Origin of the sequence: Aeromonas sp. Prich7-2 (assembly GCF_017939255.1) — a bacterium.
In the GTDB taxonomy this organism is placed as follows: Bacteria; Pseudomonadota; Gammaproteobacteria; order Enterobacterales; family Aeromonadaceae; genus Aeromonas; species Aeromonas caviae.
The window spans coordinates 29214-47118 of sequence record NZ_JAGKRI010000010.1 but is presented as its reverse complement, the minus strand read 5'-3'; the positions used below and the strand labels follow the sequence as shown (position 1 = coordinate 47118).

Annotated in this window: 16 protein-coding genes, 1 tRNA gene and 1 pseudogene; 5 read left to right on the top strand and 13 right to left on the bottom strand. The window is 62.8% G+C overall.

Annotation, left to right across the window (positions count from 1 at the left end; translation table 11 throughout):
- Positions 1-134: 134 nt before the first annotated feature.
- Both J9892_RS03030 and J9892_RS03025 read left to right on the top strand, forming a co-directional pair.
- Complete coding sequence (locus tag J9892_RS03030) at positions 135-743, top strand: AhpA/YtjB family protein (protein WP_010673032.1); 609 nt, start codon at positions 135-137, stop codon at positions 741-743.
- Between the two features lie 65 nt (positions 744-808).
- A complete protein-coding gene (locus tag J9892_RS03025; RefSeq protein WP_043153008.1) occupies positions 809-3055 on the top strand; it encodes a PAS domain S-box protein in 2247 nt (748 codons plus the stop codon).
- A gap of 61 nt (positions 3056-3116) precedes the next feature.
- On the opposite strand, the gene deoD is transcribed toward J9892_RS03025, so the two are convergent.
- From deoD to J9892_RS02990, 7 genes are all read right to left on the bottom strand, one after another.
- Positions 3117-3833 (bottom strand): purine-nucleoside phosphorylase, encoded by a 717-nt coding sequence (gene deoD, locus J9892_RS03020; RefSeq protein ID WP_005341325.1) that lies wholly within the window; start codon positions 3831-3833, stop codon positions 3117-3119.
- A gap of 133 nt (positions 3834-3966) precedes the next feature.
- Entirely contained in the window at positions 3967-5175 is a 1209-nt protein-coding gene (locus tag J9892_RS03015; RefSeq protein ID WP_039039948.1) for a phosphopentomutase, read from the bottom strand.
- Positions 5176-5189: 14 nt separating this feature from the next.
- A complete protein-coding gene (gene deoA, locus J9892_RS03010) occupies positions 5190-6521 on the bottom strand; it encodes a thymidine phosphorylase (RefSeq protein ID WP_043153005.1) in 1332 nt (443 codons plus the stop codon).
- Positions 6522-6603: 82 nt separating this feature from the next.
- A complete protein-coding gene (gene deoC, locus J9892_RS03005; protein ID WP_039039946.1) occupies positions 6604-7377 on the bottom strand; it encodes a deoxyribose-phosphate aldolase in 774 nt (257 codons plus the stop codon).
- Between the two features lie 387 nt (positions 7378-7764).
- Complete coding sequence (locus tag J9892_RS03000) at positions 7765-7935, bottom strand: DUF1427 family protein (protein WP_010673027.1); 171 nt, start codon at positions 7933-7935, stop codon at positions 7765-7767.
- Between the two features lie 123 nt (positions 7936-8058).
- A complete protein-coding gene (locus J9892_RS02995) occupies positions 8059-9333 on the bottom strand; it encodes a NupC/NupG family nucleoside CNT transporter (RefSeq protein WP_010673026.1) in 1275 nt (424 codons plus the stop codon).
- A gap of 213 nt (positions 9334-9546) precedes the next feature.
- Entirely contained in the window at positions 9547-10335 is a 789-nt protein-coding gene (locus J9892_RS02990) for a TatD family hydrolase (protein ID WP_102949142.1), read from the bottom strand.
- Positions 10336-10375: 40 nt separating this feature from the next.
- On the opposite strand from J9892_RS02990, the pseudogene tppF reads away from it, so the two are divergent.
- Positions 10376-10991: pseudogene (gene tppF / locus J9892_RS02985) on the top strand (type IVa pilus pseudopilin TppF).
- Here tppF and J9892_RS02980 read toward each other — a convergent pair.
- The 4 genes from J9892_RS02980 to amt all read right to left on the bottom strand — a co-directional run bounded on the left by J9892_RS02980 (position 10960) and on the right by amt (position 14844).
- Positions 10960-11130: a DUF5363 family protein gene (locus J9892_RS02980; protein WP_164882078.1), complete on the bottom strand. Its 171-nt coding sequence runs from the start codon at positions 11128-11130 to the stop codon at positions 10960-10962. The pseudogene tppF and the gene J9892_RS02980 overlap by 32 nt on opposite strands.
- Before the next feature lie 81 nt (positions 11131-11211).
- On the bottom strand, positions 11212-11721 hold the full coding sequence (locus J9892_RS02975; protein ID WP_210537978.1) for a GNAT family N-acetyltransferase: 510 nt from the start codon (positions 11719-11721) through the stop codon (positions 11212-11214).
- Between the two features lie 111 nt (positions 11722-11832).
- Complete coding sequence (gene rlmD, locus J9892_RS02970) at positions 11833-13185, bottom strand: 23S rRNA (uracil(1939)-C(5))-methyltransferase RlmD (protein WP_052816281.1); 1353 nt, start codon at positions 13183-13185, stop codon at positions 11833-11835.
- A 231-nt stretch (positions 13186-13416) separates the two neighbouring features.
- Entirely contained in the window at positions 13417-14844 is a 1428-nt protein-coding gene (amt, locus tag J9892_RS02965) for an ammonium transporter (protein ID WP_010673021.1), read from the bottom strand.
- Positions 14845-15377: 533 nt separating this feature from the next.
- Here amt and J9892_RS02960 point away from each other — a divergent pair.
- Complete coding sequence (locus J9892_RS02960) at positions 15378-15746, top strand: VOC family protein (RefSeq protein WP_161470420.1); 369 nt, start codon at positions 15378-15380, stop codon at positions 15744-15746.
- 201 nt (positions 15747-15947) lie between these two features.
- On the opposite strand, the gene J9892_RS02955 is transcribed toward J9892_RS02960, so the two are convergent.
- Positions 15948-16032, bottom strand: a tRNA-Leu gene (locus tag J9892_RS02955).
- A 143-nt stretch (positions 16033-16175) separates the two neighbouring features.
- Between J9892_RS02955 and J9892_RS02950 the strand changes: the two genes are divergently transcribed.
- Positions 16176-16688: an RDD family protein gene (locus tag J9892_RS02950; RefSeq protein WP_010672963.1), complete on the top strand. Its 513-nt coding sequence runs from the start codon at positions 16176-16178 to the stop codon at positions 16686-16688.
- Positions 16689-16832: 144 nt separating this feature from the next.
- Here J9892_RS02950 and lptG read toward each other — a convergent pair whose 3' ends face one another.
- Entirely contained in the window at positions 16833-17903 is a 1071-nt protein-coding gene (lptG, locus tag J9892_RS02945) for an LPS export ABC transporter permease LptG (RefSeq protein WP_010672962.1), read from the bottom strand.
- Positions 17904-17905: the final 2 nt, after the last annotated feature.

Sequence of the window (17905 nt, the reverse complement as noted above, 5' to 3'; positions counted from 1 at the left end):
TGCTTTTTGTACAGGCAAGCGCCAAGATCCCGCCTGCGGTGCGGGCAGACATGGAAACAGACCACCCTGTTTCCCGCTTCGCGGCACCGGGGCACCAGCCAGCCCCGCTCATCCATTACCAGAGGCCCGGTTCTGTGCGTCATCTTCCCATCAAACGTGTTGTCAGCCTGGCGGCGGGAGTCCTGCTCGGTCTCTGGGTGCTGGTGCTGCTCATCCACATGCAGGGAGAGAGCCAGGCCGCCCTGCACGCGGCGGCACGGGACAGGGCACAGGCGCTGGTCGCCTATGCCGCCCGGGACATGCGCCGCTGGATCAAGGAGGACAAGGAGAGCGAACTGGAGAGACTGGCGCAGGATCTGGCCGCCGAGCCTGACATTCTGGATGTCACCCTCTATGACGCCCGCGGCATTCCCCTCGCCCAGTCGGACAACGCCCTGCCGCTGGACAGTCTGCTGCCCATCGGCAGCGACAACAAATCCCTGCCGGAGCAGGGCAAGGGGCGCATCCAGTTCGTCCAGGAGATCCAGGACGGAAACCTGACCCTGGGCTATCTGAGGATCACCCTGGAAGAGCAGAAACTGCTGGCCGCACAAGATACCCATCTCAAGGTCAACCAGGAGAAACAGCGCCTGATGCTGCTGGTGATGCTGCTGGCCGGCCTGCTCATCTCCTACGGGGTCCGTCGCAACTACATGCGGGTGCGCAAGCACAAGAAACAGAGCAAACCCGCCGCTCCGCAATAAGCGGGAGTGGATCACATCCTCCGGCTTGTATATAACACTGGCAAGATCACTGGCAGGAGAGCCACATGATTGCCCCCCCCTTACCGCTGGATGAACACAGTCGACTGGAACGACTGCGCATCCTCGGCCTGCTCGACCACGAGCCCATCGATCAGCTTGATCGCCTCACCCGGCTCATCACCAGGCATTTCGCACTCCCCATCGCCATGGTCTCCCTGACCGACGTGAACAGGCAGTGGTTTCTCGCCCGCACCGGGGTCGATATGTGCGAGATCAACCGGGAGCACTCCTTCTGCGGTCATGCCATTTTGCGCCCCGACATCATGCAGGTACCGGATGCCAGACGGGATCTCCGCTTTGCCGACAATCCGCTGGTGACCGATGATCCCGGTGTGGTCTTCTACGCCGGCCGACCCCTGCGCGCCCTCGATGGCGTGGTGCTCGGCACCCTCTGCCTGGTGGACCATGTGCCGCGCCATCTCGACGAAGATGCCTGCCGGGATCTCGACGACTTCGGCCGCCTGGTGGAGAACACCCTGCACGATCTGGAGCGGCGCCACCAGGTGCGCACCCTCAATCAGGTGCTGGAAGACAAGGAGCATCTCTTCACCCTCACCTTCAACCAGTCGTCGGTGGGCATGGCCCTCTCCTCCCTCGAAGGCAAGTGGCTGCGGGCCAACCCGGGGCTGGAGCGGCTGCTCGGTTACAGCGAGCATGAGATGCTGAGCCGGACCTGGCTCGCCATGACCCATCCCGAAGATCTGCAACGGGAGCAGCCCCTGTTCGATGCCCTGATCGCGGGGCAACGGCAGGATTACCGGCTGGAGAAGCGGATGATCCGGGCCGATGGCACCCAGTGCTGGGTCCAGCTCAGCGTGACCCTCTGCCAGAGCCGCACCATGGCCCCCCACATGATCGCCGTGTTTGCCGACCTCACCGAGCGCAAACAGGCCGAGGCCGAACTCGTGCGGCTGCAGCAAGGGCTCGAGCAGCAGGTGCAGTCACGGACCCGGGAGCTTTCCCGCACGGTGGAACAGCTGCATCAGGAGATGCGCGAGCGCGGCGCCATGCAGCAGCAGCTGTGGCAGGAGCAGCGCCGCTTGCAGCACATGCTGGAGCACACCAGCAATGCCTTCCTCGAGCTCGATGCCGATTTCATCATCACAGGCTGGAACCCGGCCTCCACCACCCTGCTCGGCTGGCACGCCGACGAGATGCTGGGCCGTCCCCTCTTCGGGCTGCTCGGCGCCGAGCATCCCCTGCTGAGCCTGTCAGGCAACCCGCAGAGTCCGCCACGGCGGCTGGAGTGCGACATCATCACCCGCACAGGCCGGCACATCCCGGTCGAGGTGATTGCCGAGCGTTACCAGTTCGACGGCAAGGTGCGCATCGCCCTGTTTTTGCACGACATCACGGCCCGCCGCCAGGTGCTCGCGGAGATCGAGCGTGGCCGTGCCCGACTGCGGGCCATCACCGATGGCCTGCCGGTCACCATCAGCATGGTGTCGCCCGAGGGGCGTTACCTGTTCGCCAACCAGGCCTATTGCCGCTACTTCGGGCTCGATACCGAACAGATGCGGGAAATGAGCGTGCGGGACGTCATCGGCGAGGAGGCCCACGGCAGGGCCATGGCCTATGTGGCAAAGGCCCTCGCCGGTGAGCAGGTGAGTTTCGAGCACCGTTTCGATCTCCCCATAGGCCGACGCGACCTCAGGATCACCATGATCCCGAGCCGGGGCGACGAGCCCGGGGTCTACATCCTCGGCAGCGACATCACCGAGTTCAAGGCGCTGCAAAGCCAGCTGGAACACGAGGCGGCTCACGACCCCCTCACCGGCCTGCCCAACCGGCGCGCCTTCACCCTGCGCCTCTCCCGGGAGCTGGAGCGGGTGCGCCAGAATGCCGAACCCCTGGGCCTGCTGTTCCTCGATCTCGACGGCTTCAAGGGGATCAACGACAGGCTGGGACACCACGTCGGCGATGCCCTGTTGCAACGCTTCGCCCAGGTGCTGAGTGCCGAGGTGCGCCCGGGGGACATGGTGGCGCGCCTGGCCGGCGACGAGTTCACCATCATACTGCCCGCCCTGCGCCAGCCGGAACTGGAGCTGCCCGCCCTGTGCGAGCGGCTGCTGGCGGCCATGGCGGTTCCTGGGGACGTGGCCGGTCACCGGCTGCCCCTTGCCGGCAGCATAGGAGGCGCCCTCTGCCAATCGGGCCAGTATTGTCACATCGATGATCTGCTGCACCGGGCCGATGCCGCCATGTACCAGGCCAAGCAGTCGGGCAAGGGGCGCTTCGCCCTCGATCTCTGACCGTGCTTCGCATAAAAAAACGGCGGCCCGAGGGCCGCCGTTTTTTTATGCGCGAGGGGGATCAGTTGTCACCCAGCAGGACGGAGTCCAGCGCGATTTCGATCATGTCGTTGAAGGTCAGCTGACGCTCTTCGGAGGTGGTCTGCTCACCAGTACGGATATGGTCGGAGACGGTGCAGATGGTCAGCGCCTTGGCACCGTACTCGGCGGCCACGCCATAGATACCAGCAGCTTCCATCTCGACACCCAGGATGCCGTATTTTTCCATGACGTCGAACATGGAGGGGTCCGGGGTGTAGAACAGATCGGCGGAGAAGATGTTGCCCACGCGCACGGCCACACCCTTGTTCTTGGCGGCCTGAACGGCATTGGCCACCAGGTCGAAGTCGGCGATGGCGGCGAAGTCGTGGTCCTTGAAGCGCAGACGGTTCACTTTGGAGTCGGTGCAGGCACCCATGCCGATCACCACGTCACGCAGTTTCACGTCTTCACGCACGGCACCGCAGGAGCCCACGCGGATCAGGGTCTTCACGCCGTAGTCGGTGATCAGCTCTTTTGCGTAGATGGAGCAGGACGGGATGCCCATGCCGTGACCCATGACGGAGATGCGACGACCCTTGTAGGTGCCGGTGAAACCGAACATGTTGCGCACGTCGCACACCTGCTCGACGTTCTCCAGGAAGGTTTCGGCGATGTACTTGGCACGCAGGGGGTCGCCCGGCATCAGCACGGTATCAGCAAAGGCGCCATCTTTCGCATTGATATGAGGAGTTGCCATTCTCTTTATTCCTTCACACTAGGTTGAGTTTTATTGTCTTTATGGATTGTCCGCTGCCTGCGCGGCGGCGGTACATTACAGGAAACCGGGGCCCTGTGGCACCCCGGGCAGGCGAACCGGCCCGGGGTCACCATCACAGGAAGCTGGTACCGTATTGCAGCTTGGGCAGGCCGTGGTAGGCCGCGATGCTCTGGCCGATGTCGGCGAAGGTCTCGCGACGACCGACGGAGCCCGCCTTGACCGGCTTGCCGTAGAACAGTACCGGAATGTATTCGCGGGTGTGGTCGGTACCGCTCCAGGTCGGGTCACAGCCGTGGTCGGCGGTCAGCACCACCACGTCGCCATCCTGCAGCAGGTCGAACAGCTCCGGCAGGCGGGAGTCGAAGTACTCCAGCGCATCGGCGTAGCCCTTGACGTCACGGCGGTGACCGTAGGAGGAGTCGAAGTCCACGAAGTTGGTGAAGACGATGGTCTGGTCACCGGCCGCTTTCACCTCTTCCAGAGTCCTGTCCCACAGCTCGGTCAGACCGGTCCCCTTCACCTGCTTGGTGATGCCCTGCTGGGCATAGATGTCGGCGATCTTGCCGATGGAGACCACCTGGCCACCCGCTTCCTTCATGTAGTCCAGCACGGTCGGCGCCGGCGGCAGCACGGAGTAGTCGTGGCGGTTGCCGGTGCGCTTGAAGTTGCCCTTGCCGCTGCCCACGAACGGACGCGCGATGACGCGGCCGATGTTGTAGGGCTCCAGCAGCTCGCGCACGATGTGGCACAGCTCATAGAGCTTCTCGAGGCCATAGGTCTCTTCGTGGCAGGCGATCTGGAACACGGAGTCGGCGGAGGTGTAGAGGATCGGCTTGCCGGTGCGCATGTGCTCTTCGCCCAGATCGTCCAGCACCTGGGTGCCGGAGGCGTGGCAGTTGCCCAGATACCCGGGCAGACCGGCCTTCTCGACGATGGCATCCAGCAGCTCCTGCGGGAAGCTGTTGTGATGGTCGTGGAAATAACCCCACTCGAACAAGACGGGCACGCCGGCAATCTCCCAGTGACCGGACGGGGTGTCCTTGCCGGAGGAGAGCTCCTGGGCAAAGCCGTAGGCACCGATCACCTCGACATCCTTGTTCAGTCCGGCCGGGAAGGTGCCGCTGGCGAGTTCGCCCGCGTGGCCCAGACCCAGCTTGCTGAGGTTTGGCAGGTTGAGAGCGCCACGGCCCTCGATCTCACCGGCGGCGCACGCCTTGGCGATATGGCCAAGGGTATTGGCACCCACGTCGCCGAACTTGTCGGCATCGGCGGCAGCACCAATACCGAAAGAGTCCATCATCAGAATAAAGGTACGTTTCATGGGACTTCCCCTTGTTACAAATCAGCCAGACCGATGCGACGGTAAACCTCGGGCAGCGCCTCTGGTCGGGTGTCGCCGATCTTCACGGCAGCCTGCACCATGCGGGCAGCCTCGGCAAATTGAGCTTCTGTCTGAGCGTGGATCAGGGCGAGCGGCTTGTCAGCATCGACGCTCTGACCCAGGCGGATAAAGTCGGTCAGACCGACCGCATAATCGAGTTTGTCGGCGGCGGCGCGGCGACCACCGCCCATGGCGACCACCGCCAGGCCCAGTTCACGGGTATCCATCGCGGTGACGAATCCGCTGTGGGCCGCGTAGACGGGGCGCACGATGGCGGCTTTGGGCAGGTAGGCGTCGTAGCGCTCCATGAAGTCGGCGGGACCACCGAGGCCGGTCACCATGCGCCCGAAGATCTCGGCTGCCTTGCCATTGTCCAGCACCGCCTGCAGCTTGGTGCGGGCATCGCCGTCATCGCTGGCAAGACCGGCGGAGATCAGCATCTCGGCGCACAGGGCCATGGTCACTTCGTGGATGCGCGGGTTGCGATACTCACCGGTCAGGTAGCGCACCGCTTCGCGCACTTCCACGGCGTTGCCGGCGCTGGAGGCCAGCACCTGGTTCATGTCGGTCAGGAGTGCAGAGGTGCGGCAGCCGGCCCCGTTGGCCACGGCGACGATGCTCTTGGCCAGTTCCTCGGAGGCTTCAAAGGTCGGCATGAAGGCGCCGGAGCCCACCTTCACGTCCATCACCAGCGCTTCGAGCCCGGAGGCAAGCTTCTTGGAGAGGATGGAGCCGGTGATCATGGCAATGGACTCGACGGTGGCGGTGATATCCCGTACCGCATAGATACGCTTGTCCGCCGGGGCGAGATCGCCGGTCTGGCCGATGATGGCGACACCCGCCTCTTTCACCACTTTCAGGAAGCGGTCGTTGTCGACCGAGGTCTGGTAGCCGGGAATGGCATCCAGCTTGTCCAGGGTACCGCCGGTGTGGCCGAGACCACGGCCGGAGATCATGGGCACGAAACCGCCGCACGCAGCGACCATGGGGCCCAGCATCAGGGACACGACGTCACCCACACCGCCGGTGGAGTGCTTGTCGACGATGGGGCCGCCCAGGTTGAGGTGATCCCAGGTCAATACCATGCCGGAGTCGCGCATGGCGCAGGTCAGGGCAACCCGCTCATCCATGGTCATGTCCTTGAAGTAGACCGCCATCGCCAGGGCCGCGATCTGCCCCTCACCGATGGTGTTGTTGGTTATGCCTTGGACGAAGAATTGAATCTCTTGGGTACTGAGCGCTTCACCGTTGCGCTTCTTGCGAATAATTTCTTGAGGCAAAAACATCTTTCATTCCCTCCGTGCATCACGCACGAACACAGACCGAACCAGATCCGGAAGGGGGCGGCGCACCGCCCCCTGCCACCGCTTAGTAACCGCTGGTATTAGCAGGCTTGTCGCCATGCCCCAGGGTCGCCAGCAGGCTGGCCAGCAGGCTGGAGGCGCCGAAGCGGAAGGTGCGGGCGGATACCCAGTCCTTGCCCAGGATCTCTTCGGCCATGGCCAGGTACTGACCCGCCACGGCGGCGTCTTTCACGCCACCGGCCGGCTTGAAGCCCACTTTCGGGTTCTTGGCCTTGATCACTTCCATCATGATGCGGGCAGCTTCCGGGGTCGCATTGACCGGCACCTTGCCGGTGGAGGTCTTGATGAAATCGGCACCGGCGTCGATGGAGATCTCGGAGGCGCGACGGATCAGCGCCTCTTCCTTCAACTCGCCGGTCTCGATGATCACTTTCAGCAGTACCTTGGCGCCGCAGGCTTCCTTACATGCTTTGACCAGATCGAAGCCGACCTGTTCATTGCCGGCCATGAAGGCGCGGTACGGGAAGACCACGTCCACCTCGTCGGCACCGTAGGCCACGGCGGCGCGGGTCTCGGCCACGGCGATCTCGATGTCGTCGTTGCCGTGGGGGAAGTTGGTCACGGTCGCGATGCGCACGTCGGCGGCGCCGATGTCACGCAGGGTCTTGCGTGCGATGGGGATGAAACGGGGGTAGATGCAGACGGCGGCGGTCAGGCCGGCCGGAGACTTGGCCTTGTGGCACAGGTCGATCACCTTCTGATCGGTGTCGTCATCGTTCAGGGTGGTCAGGTCCATCAGGTTCAGGGCACGTTGGGCGGCCACTTTCAGATCAGTCATGCTATGTCTCCAAAGTCTTGTTAAGCCCCATCACCCGCGATCGGCTTCACCGAACACCAAGGGTCGGCAGAGACGTTCCCGGAGCAACGGGATATGGAATTGCAGCGCAAATGCACAGGCAATACGGCTGCAAATAAGGCAAGAGCCCTGTCACTTTCTTACAAAAGTGCGGACTTGGTTCCATGAAGACTTGAGAAAGGCCGACTACGCAGACCCGACTTCCCAATCAATTCCATTTGACCGCCAACACCCGGATTCACCGGGCATTAGTCAATGCCAGCACCCTGCTGGCATCGCCTATTTCAGCCGAGATACCCCGTGTTTGCAAGCCGGATTTGCCAATTTCAGAGGTACCTCACACCCGGCAAATCCAGCGCTGGAAGGCGCTTAAGAGAAGAAGCGGGTCAGGATCCAGGAGTAGGCAATGCCCCCCAGATAGACCCCCACGATCCCCATGACGCCGGAGAGGACGGGCGGCGCCGGTATCGGCAACTTGAGGAAAGAAAACAACACCCCAACGATAAAGCCGGCCGCCATAGCCAGTAGCACTTCATTCATAGAACCTCCGATTTGACTCACTTTATTATTAGTCTTGACAGGAAAACGGTTGTCACCACCCCAAACGAGAACGCCACAGCAAATCGCTGTGGCGTTCGTCTTTATCCTGTCAGTCAGGCGATGTTACATGCCGGACAGCGCCAGGAAGAAGCCTGCGATGGTCGCAGACATCAGGTTGGACAGGGAACCTGCCAGCACGGCCTTCAGACCGAACTTGGCGATGGTGCCGCGACGGTTCGGTGCCATGGAGCCCAGACCACCCAGCAGGATGGCGACGGAGGACAGGTTGGCGAAGCCGCACAGGGCGAAGGAGATGATCGCCTTGGTGTGCTCGGACATGGCCACACCGTTGATCAGCACTTCATCCTTCAGGTAGGGGGCAAAGTTCAGGTAAGCCACGAACTCGTTGACCACCAGCTTCTGACCGATGAAGGAACCGGCCACGACCGCTTCGCTCCAGGGCACGCCGATCAGGAAGGCCAGCGGGGAGAACAGCCAGCCCAGCAGCAGCTCCAGGGAGAGTTGCGGGTAACCGAACCAGCCGCCCACACCGGAGAAGATGCCGTTGATCATGGCGATGAGGCCGATGAAGGCCAGCAGCATGGCACCCACGTTCAGGGCCAGTTGCAGACCGGCGGAGGCACCGGCGGCGGCAGCGTCGATCACGTTGGCCGGCTTGTCGTCCAGCTCACCTTCTGCGGTGTTCTCGTCGTAGCTCGGGGTCTCGGTTTCCGGTACCAGCAACTTGGCGAACAGCAGACCACCCGGGGCAGCCATGAAGGAGGCGGCGATCAGGTATTCCATCTTGACGCCCATGGAGGCGTAACCGGCCAGCACGGAGCCGGCAACGGAAGCCAGACCACCACACATGACGGCGAACAGCTCGGAGTCAGTCATCTTGGAGATGAAGGGACGTACCACCAGCGGGGCTTCGGTCTGACCGACGAAGATGTTGGCAGTGGCGGAGAGGGATTCGGTACGGGAGGTGCCCAGCACCTTCTGCAGACCGCCGCCCAGCAGCTTGATCACCCACTGCATGATGCCGAGGTAGTAGAGTACCGCGATCAGGGAAGAGAAGAAGATGATGACGGGCAGGACGCGGAAGGCGAAGACGAAGCCACCGCCACCGAACACTTCGAACATCTTGTTGCCAACCAGACCACCGAACAGGAATTCGATGCCGTTCTGGCCATAACCGATGACGCTGGAGACGGCGTCGGACACGCCCACCAGGATGTCACGACCGACCGGCACGTAGAGCACGAAGGCCCCCAGACCGGCCTGGATGGCAAAGGCGCCACCTACGGTACGAATTTTGATTGCCTTGCGGTTGCTGGAGAACAGCACCGCAATAAGGATGAGCGTCGCCATCCCTACCAGACCCATTATCAGATTCATTATTAACACTTCCTCTTTAGTAGCACCTGCCAGCTTGTTAACGATTTGTGTATTGAAGCCGCTAATCAAGGGTGCGCATTATACTAATTACGGTGCGACAAAATAGAATACTGGTCACATTTTATAAGCCACAAACGGCCTGAACATCGTTTAATTAGACCGCAAACGATTTTTATGGGCCCTGTTTTTTATCACTCGGTCATCATTTGATAATCAAATGTTAATTTCATGATTTCCTGGGGGGAACAGCCGCCGGGCGGAGTCATGTAACACCGAAATAACATCCTCCAGCGGTTGCTGCCGCAATTGTGCCAACAAGCGGGCTATGGTCGGCAGGCTGGCCGGCGTGTTCACCTCCCCCTGCTGGCCTTGCAGCGGCATGTCGGGAGCGTCGGTTTCCAGCAGCAAGGCCTCCAGCGGCATCTGGCGTATCGCCTCCCGGGTCTTGTTGGCCCGCTCATAGCTGATGACCCCCCCGATCCCCAGCCTGAAACCCAGTTGCCAGAACACCTCCGCCTGATGCAGGGAACCGCTGAAGGCGTGAATGACCCCCCCTTGTGGCGGTGTGAAGCGCCGCAGGATCTTGGCGACCGTGTCGTTGGCACGCACCGAGTGGACGATGAGGGGCAGCGCATGCGCCATGGCCAGCCGCACCTGCGCCTCGAACATCTCGACCTGCCCCTCCTGCGACACATGGGAGCGCAGATCCAGCCCGCACTCCCCCACGGCCACCAGCCCACGGGGCCGACTCGCCAGCAGGGTCTCCAGCCGGGTCAGTGCATCCCGGGGCTGCTTGCCCACATACCAGGGATGGATCCCCAGGCCATAGCGGATGTCGTCGTGGCGCCCGGCCAGCGCCATCACCCGCCCCCAGTTTTCCTCTCCCACGGCGGGGATGATATACTCGCCCACCCCCAGCTGGCGCCACCGGGTCAGCAGCGCCTCCCTATCGGCGTCAAAGACCGGAAAATCGAGGTGGCAGTGGGTGTCTATCAATTCCATGTCGCGCTTACCTGTCTGTCGTACTCAATGGGTTCATTCCATGCCAACACACGTTTCCCGAGGCTTTACCCTGATAGAACTGGTGCTGGTCATCATCGTGCTGGGGATCCTGGCCGTGACCGCCCTGCCCCGCTTCATCAACATCCAGGACGACGGGCTCAAGAGCAGCGTCTCGGCCACGGCGGGCAGCTTTGCCAGTGCCGCCCGGCTCGCCCACGCCGGCTGGGCGGTCAAGGTAAAGGGGGGAGCCCCTGGCACTCTACAACTTTAGCGGCATGGGCAGGCAGGATCTCGACATCAACAGCCATGGCTGGCCGGTGGGCACCAAGGAGGACCAGGGAGGTCAGGGGCCCGATACCGTCTTCCCCGGTGGCGACAGCGATCAGATCTCCGTCAGCAGCCGGGACGACTGCGAGAGCCTGTTTGGCGCCCTGCTCGATACCGACCTGACGGTGGCCGATGAGTTGCACCAGGATTCGGACAGTGACTACATCTCCCGGCTCATCCCGGCAGACGCTCAGGCTGACGGCGCCCTTCGTCACGACAACTGCCGCTATACCCTGCGCAGCTCCGTTGGCCGCTTCCCGACATACCCCGATGGGCTATCGTTCGACTACAACAGCGTCACTGGCGCCGTGACCCGCCAGTTCCAGTGAGGTCGTCGCCCTTCTCCGGGCGCTTCTCGTCTTCATCATGGCGTACCGGCGCGCAGCAGCGCCGGTTCTCCGGTGTGAGTCCCCACTCCTGGCACCAGGCATCGTAGCGAGCCAGCCAACGCAGCAATATCCCCTTCATGGGCGCCTCCTTGTCTTGATGGTTTCCCCACAAGCCTGCCCCAATCCAGCGCCCCAGACCAGCATCTCGGGGCCAGCGGCGTCATGGCCTGTCCAGCGGCAGCAGCAGCCCCATGGCAATCTCGTCCACATAGCCCTCGTCCAGCCGATAGGCCTGCCGTCTCACCCCTTCCTCCACGAACCCGCACTTGCGATACAAGGCGTGGGCCACCTCGTTGTGGGCCATCACTCCCAGCTCCAGCCGGTGGATACCGAGATCCCTCGCGGTCGCGATCAGGGTACGCAGCAACCGTTCACCCCATCCCTGCCCGCGCGCCGACGAACGCAGCCCCATCACCACCAGGGCGCAGTGGCGGTTGCGTGCCAGGCCGCCACCAAGGAGCGCGGCAAACCCTTGCACCTCCCCCGCCAGCTCCAGCAACCACATGGCCTGATTGGGGGCCGCGGCCATGGCCTCGAGCCGCCTGCGCTGCCCCGCGATGTCCGAGGGGCGCTCTCCCGCTTCATACAGCATGAAGCGGGTCTCCCTGTCCAGTTGCCCGAAGAAGTGATCCAGCACCGCCGCATCCTCCACCCCTGCCATACGAATCATCACGCCGATCTCCCTGCCTGGTGGTTCTGCCGACCACGACCATAAAAAAACGACTCCCTCAGGAGTCGTTTCTATCAGAGCCATCTGGCTAACGCCACGCCCTCGGCCCGATCAGGCTTTCGCTGACAGGCTCAGGCGAGCAACGGCTTCCACGTGCATGGAGTGCGGGAACATGTCCACCGGCTGCACCTCGTCCAGCACGAAGCCCTGCTTGACCAGCCAGGCGAGATCCCGGGCCAGGGTCTGGGGGTTGCAGGAGACATAGACCAGCCGGCGCGGCGCCATGGCCACCAGGGTCTGCAATACCGCCTTGTCACAGCCCTTGCGGGGCGGATCCATCACCACCACATCGGCACTCACCCCGTCGGCATGCAGGGCAGGCATCAGCTGCTCCGCCTTGCCCACGTGGAACTCGGTCTGCTCGATGCCGTTGAGGGCCGCATTGCGACGGGCGTCGCTGATGGCACTCTCCACCGACTCAATCCCCACCACCTTGGCGGCCTTGCCTGCCAGGAACAGGGAGATGGTGCCGATGCCGCAATAGATGTCGAACACCGTCTCGCTGCCGGTCAGCTCGCAATACTCCAGCGCCTTGGAGTAGAGCACGTCGGTCTGGCTCGGGTTGTTCTGGAAGAAGGAGAGGGGCGAGATCTCGAATTCGAGCTCGTGGATCTTGTCGCGGATCACACCGCTGCCCAGCAGCACCCGGTTCTTGTCACCCAGGATGCGGTTGGTACGCACCTCGTTGATGTTCTGCACCAGGGTGGTGACCGGCAGATCCGCCAGGGCCGCCAGCAGCTCGGCTTCGAACGGCAGCGCTTCGCCCAGGGTCACCAGCACCACCATCAGCTCGCCGCTCTTGAAGCCCTTGCGGGTCATCAGGTTGCGCACGCAGCCGGTGTGGGCCACCTCGTCATAGGCCGCGATGTCGTGCTCGCGCATCCAGTTGCGTACCCGGGCGTTGAGCTCCACGTGCAGCGAATCCTGCACCGCGCAATCATCGGCGGTGATGAGGTCATGGGAGTGCTTGCGGTAGAAGCCGATCTCGGCGCCCGCCTCGCTGCCACGCACCGCGTACTGGGCCTTGTTGCGGTAGGCAAACGGCGTCTCCATGCCGAGGATGGGGTTGACCACGGCCTCACCCAGCCCGACCTGCTCCAGTGCGCTCTGCACCAGGCTCTGCTTGAGGGCAAGCTGGGCCGGATAGGCCAGCGGGCGCACCTGGCAGCCACCGCATTCGGTGTTGGGGCAAAAATCGGCCACCCGATCGGCAGAGGGCTGGGTCAACTCGACCAGCTTGCCGTGCAGGTAGTTCGGTTTGACCTCGGTCAACTCGACCAGCGCCTGCTCACCGGGCAGCAGACCCTCGACAAACAGGGGGCGATCGAACAGGCGACCCTTGCCATCCCCCTTGTCGGTCAGTTCCAGAATATCGATCTGATGTTGGTGTCCCACTAACGGCATGAGCGGCTCCGAAGGCATGAAAGAGAGGGTGACGACGGGGCAGACCCGGCGACCCCGAATAAAGGGTGGCAGAGTTTAGCGGAGATCCGCCCAAAATGCAGGCATAAAAGACCCCGCAAACACAAATAGCGACCCCGGCCACCAGCGGCCCGGTCCGGGCAGCCTGGCCAGTCCGCCCCAATAAAAAAACCGCCGGACGGGGCCGGCGGTATGACATTCATGGCAGCAGGATCAATGGCTGTAGGCTTTCTCGCCGTGGCTGGTCACGTCCAGCCCTTCGCGCTCGGCATCTTCCTTCACCCGCAGACCGATCAGCAGGTCCACCAGCTTGTAGGCCACGGCCGAGACCAGGGCGGTCCAGACCACGGTCACCCCCACGCCGATGACCTGTACCTTGACCTGGGCCAGGATGGAGTACCCCTCGGCCACCTGGTTGGTCACATAGTCCCACACCCCGGTGCCGCCCAGATCCGGGCTGGCGAACACCCCAGTCAGCACGGCACCCAGGATCCCGCACACCCCGTGCAGGCCGAACACGTCCAGGCTGTCATCGGCCCCCAGCAGACGCTTGAGACCGTGCACGCCCCACAAACCGGCCACACCGCTGAGCAGGCCGATGATGAGGGCGCCCCCCACACCGACGAAACCGGCGGCAGGGGTGATGGCGACCAGGCCCGCCACCGCACCGGACACGGCGCCAAGCAGGGAGGGACGGCCCTTCATCGCCCACTCGGCGAAGGTCCAGGAGAGGGCGGCAGCGGCCGGTGCGATCCAGGTGTTGGCGAAGGCCAGGGCCGCCGTGCCGTTGGCTTCGAGGGAGGAACCAGCGTTGAAGCCGAACCAGCCGAACCACAGCAAGGCGGCACCGATCATGGTCATGGTCAGGCTGTGGGGGGTCATGGGGTCACGGCCATAGCCAACCCGTTTGCCCACCATGAAGGCCCCAACCAGACCGGCCACCGCGGCGTTGATGTGCACCACTGTGCCGCCGGCGAAGTCCAGAGCGCCGTGCTGGAACAGATAGCCTGCGGTGGCACCGGCCGCTTCGGCGGCGGCCGCATCCGTGTAGGCATCCGGACCCGCCCAGTACCACACCATGTGCGCCATCGGGATATAGGCGAAGGTGAACCAGATCACCGCGAACAGCAGCACCGCCGAGAACTTCATCCGCTCGGCAAAGCCGCCGACGATGAGCCCGCAGGTGATGGCGGCAAAGGCGCCCTGGAACACCACGTAGATGAACTCGCTGATCCCGACCCCCTTGCTGAAGGTGGCGGCGATGGAATCCGGCGTCACCCCCATCAGCAGCACCTTGTCGAAGGAACCGTAGAAGGCGCCGCCCTCGGTGAAGGCCAGGGAGTAGCCGTAGACCACCCAGAGGACGGTGATGAGGCAGAACAGGGTGAACACCTGCATCAGCACACTCAGCATGTTCTTGGCGCGCACCAGGCCGCCGTAGAAGAGGGCGAGGCCCGGCACGGACATCAGGATCACCAGGGCCGCCGCCACCATCAGCCAGGTATTGTCCCCCTTGTTGATGGTCACGGTCGCGGCCGCCTGTACCACATCGGCCTGCGCGGCCACCTCTTCGGCCCAGCCCGGGGCGGCCATGGTGGCGGCCAGCGCCAGCAGGCCAGTCATTACGAGTCTCTTGAACATACAGCCCTCTCCTTGTCGTCCCGGCATCCGGGTCCATTTCCTGATATGCATTTCCAACCTGGCCACCTGCCCACCGCACCTGTGTGGCTCACGGAGACATCATGGCGACATGACATGGGGAAAGCATAAAGCAGGCCAAGAAAAATAATCCTTTTATTTCATGGCGTTATGTTTTTATCACATTCAACACGCACCATCTTGGCGCACGATGCCCGGTTACAGGGGGAAAATCGCACTTTGGCTGTGCATTGCCGGGAAAATGCACCAGGATGACCCAATCGCCTCACAATGACGGGGCGAACCCGTGGTGATGTCACCCTGGCAGGCTTATCTATCCCGCTAAGGTATTTATGAAATAAATGAAATGGGCCATACCATGGTGAAATCAAATGAGGCTGACGGCCAATATCCCCCCACCCGAGGGGCACAAGCACGATAAGAGTGCAAACTCGCGCCATTCGTCTGGCTTGCCCCGAAATGCCCGGTCATACTGGCAAGCCATCATCCCCTGTTCCCAGCGCCGCGAGGAGCCCATGCCCAATCTCAACGTGACCGAAATCAAGGCGTTCGTGCCTGCCCGGGATTTCCCGCTGTCAAAGCAGTTCTATCAGGATCTCGGCTTTACCCTGGCCTCCGATGGCGACGGCGTGGCCTATTTTCATCTCGGCAACGCAAGCTTCCTGCTGCAGGATGGCAACCCCCCGGGGCTGGCCGAGCAGCTCATGATGCACCTCCTGGTGGAGGACGTGGCCGCCTGGCAGGCCCAAGTGGAGGCGAGCCATGTCGCCGCCCGCTATGGCGTCAGGGTCACGGAGCTCGTCACCCAGCCGTGGCGCATGAAGGAGTTCTGTCTGTACGATCCCTCAGGCGTGCTGTGGCGCATCGCACAGAATATCGACTGAGGGGATGGCAGTCCGAGAGGCTGATGGCCCGAGAGCCTGTGGCTCTGAGGGTCTGAGGGTCTGAGGGTCTGAGGGTCTGAGGGTCTGAGGGTCTGAGGGTCTGAGGGTCTGAGGGTCTGAGGGTCTGAGGGTACACCTCTTCGCACCGCCCGGAAAAACAAAAGGCCATCCGCGAGGATGGCCTTTTGTCATGGAATCTGATGGTGCCCGGGGTCGGACTCGAACCGACACGTATTGCTACGGCGGATTTTGAATCCGCTGCGTCTACCGATTTCGCCACCCGGGCAGCTGCGAGGGATTATACGAATGGCGCTTGGCCATGCAAGGTGTTTTTCTTGCGCCCACCGTTGTTTGCTCATTTATTCAACGCCTTGCCGATGCCAGGCCAGTTACATAGAATGCCCGCATCATATTAATGGAATAATCATCATGGCCAAGCGCAAGACCCCCTCCCCTCTCCAGCCTGCTCCCCGGCATCCGTCTGCCGGTCTGCTGCGCCGTCTCGGCGCCCTGCTCTATGACTATCTGGTGGTGATTGCCCTGCTGATCATCGCCGGCTTCATCGGCATGGGGGTGGCCCACCTGCTGCTGGCCACCGGCATGGCGCACGTCCCCGAGGGCAAGGATGCCGCCTGGCTGCTCACCAGCCCCCTCTACAGCGCCTGGCTGGCCTTCGTCATCTGCGGTTTCTACACCTGGTTCTGGGTCCGCGCCGGCCAGACCATCGGCATGCGGGCCTGGCGCCTGCGCATCCAGAACCTGGACGGCAGCAACATTCGCGTCACCCAGGCCCTGATCCGGCTCGCTACCTCGGCCTTTGGCCTGGGCAACCTGCTGTGTGTGTTCAATCGCGCCCGCCCCCGCGCCTTCCAGGACATCTGGGCCGAGTGCGAGGTGGTGGTGCTTGGCAAGACGGAAAACCTGGAGCAGCTCAATCGCTGATCCCAAGACGGCAACGAAAAAGGGCACCCCGAGGTGCCCTTTTTGTTGACCAGAACTGACGGCTTGCAGCCCAGAACCTTGACGGAAACGGTGCATCGAGAGCAATGGCCGCCTTTTGTCAGCAACCCGCCGTCCTTCAGGCCGCTACTGCTTGCGGCTCAGGATATAGAAGGAGATGCCGCCAAACAGCAGGCTGGGTGCGATGGCCGCGAGGATGGGCGGGACCGCATAGACCAGGCTGACCGGGCCGAACACCCTGTCGCTCACATAGACCGCGAAGCCGGTCATGATCCCCATCAGCATCCGCGCCCCCATGCTCACCGAGCGCAGCGGACCGAAGATGAAGGAGGAGGCGAGCAGTATCATGGCCACCACGGAGAGCGGTGAGAGCAGCTTGCGCCACATCTCCAGCTTGTAGCGTCCGGCATCCTGCTTGTTAGCATCCAGATAACCGATGTAGTCCCGCAGCCCCGAGATGGGCAGGTTCTCGGGATCGATGCTGACCACCCCGAGCTGCTTGGGGGTCAGCTCGGATTGCCAGGCCATCTGGGCATGCTCTTCGTCCTGGATCCGGGTGGGATCGTCAAACCGGGTGATGTGCACCTGTTTCAGCAGCCAGTGGTGATCCTCGAACACCCCCTCCTTCGCCTGCACCACGTCGATCAGGTTGCGGGACGGAGTGAAGCGGTAGAGGGTGATGCCGGTCAGGGCGCCATCGTTGCGCACCCCGTTGATGTTGACGAAGTTGTTGCCATCCCGTGCCCAGACCCCGTAGGCCGAGACCGTAAGCCGCCCTTCCGACATGGCCCCCGCCTTGATGTCATCCGCCATCCGCTTGGCGGCCGGTGCGACGTACTCTCCCATCAGCCCCACCAGCAGCATCAGGGGAATGGCGGTCTTGAGCGCCGCCATGACGATGCTGATCTTGGAGCGTCCCGCCGCCTGCATCACCACCAGCTCGGAGCTGGTCGCGAGCTGGCCCAGACCGATGAGGCCACCGAGCAGGGCAGCCAGGGGGAAGAAGAGCACCGCCTCCTTGGGCATGGAGAGCAGCACGTAGTAGAGGGCGTTGAGCATGTCGTAGTTGCCTTCCCCGACCGCCTTCAACTGCTCCACGTACTTGATGAGCGCGGCGAGCCCGACCAGGGTCAGCTCGCACAGCAGGATCGACATGAAGATGACCCTGCCTATGTATCTATCGAGAATGCCGAACATCA

What these genes read in the sequence shown, in the direction of transcription:
- J9892_RS03015 (WP_039039948.1), bottom strand. Translation starts at nt 5,175, where the DNA reads ATGAAACGTACCTTTATTCTGATGATGGACTCTTTCGGTATTGGTGCT.
- J9892_RS03000 (WP_010673027.1), bottom strand. Translation starts at nt 7,935, where the DNA reads ATGAATGAAGTGCTACTGGCTATGGCGGCCGGCTTTATCGTTGGGGTG.
- amt (WP_010673021.1), bottom strand. Translation starts at nt 14,844, where the DNA reads ATGTTCAAGAGACTCGTAATGACTGGCCTGCTGGCGCTGGCCGCCACC.
- J9892_RS02950 (WP_010672963.1), top strand. Translation starts at nt 16,176, where the DNA reads ATGGCCAAGCGCAAGACCCCCTCCCCTCTCCAGCCTGCTCCCCGGCAT.
- deoC (WP_039039946.1), bottom strand. Translation starts at nt 7,377, where the DNA reads ATGACTGATCTGAAAGTGGCCGCCCAACGTGCCCTGAACCTGATGGAC.
- deoD (WP_005341325.1), bottom strand. Translation starts at nt 3,833, where the DNA reads ATGGCAACTCCTCATATCAATGCGAAAGATGGCGCCTTTGCTGATACC.
- J9892_RS02975 (WP_210537978.1), bottom strand. Translation starts at nt 11,721, where the DNA reads ATGATTCGTATGGCAGGGGTGGAGGATGCGGCGGTGCTGGATCACTTC.
- J9892_RS03025 (WP_043153008.1), top strand. Translation starts at nt 809, where the DNA reads ATGATTGCCCCCCCCTTACCGCTGGATGAACACAGTCGACTGGAACGA.
- J9892_RS02990 (WP_102949142.1), bottom strand. Translation starts at nt 10,335, where the DNA reads ATGGAATTGATAGACACCCACTGCCACCTCGATTTTCCGGTCTTTGAC.
- J9892_RS02960 (WP_161470420.1), top strand. Translation starts at nt 15,378, where the DNA reads ATGCCCAATCTCAACGTGACCGAAATCAAGGCGTTCGTGCCTGCCCGG.
- J9892_RS02995 (WP_010673026.1), bottom strand. Translation starts at nt 9,333, where the DNA reads ATGAATCTGATAATGGGTCTGGTAGGGATGGCGACGCTCATCCTTATT.
- J9892_RS02980 (WP_164882078.1), bottom strand. Translation starts at nt 11,130, where the DNA reads ATGAAGGGGATATTGCTGCGTTGGCTGGCTCGCTACGATGCCTGGTGC.
- deoA (WP_043153005.1), bottom strand. Translation starts at nt 6,521, where the DNA reads ATGTTTTTGCCTCAAGAAATTATTCGCAAGAAGCGCAACGGTGAAGCG.
- lptG (WP_010672962.1), bottom strand. Translation starts at nt 17,903, where the DNA reads ATGTTCGGCATTCTCGATAGATACATAGGCAGGGTCATCTTCATGTCG.
- rlmD (WP_052816281.1), bottom strand. Translation starts at nt 13,185, where the DNA reads ATGCCGTTAGTGGGACACCAACATCAGATCGATATTCTGGAACTGACC.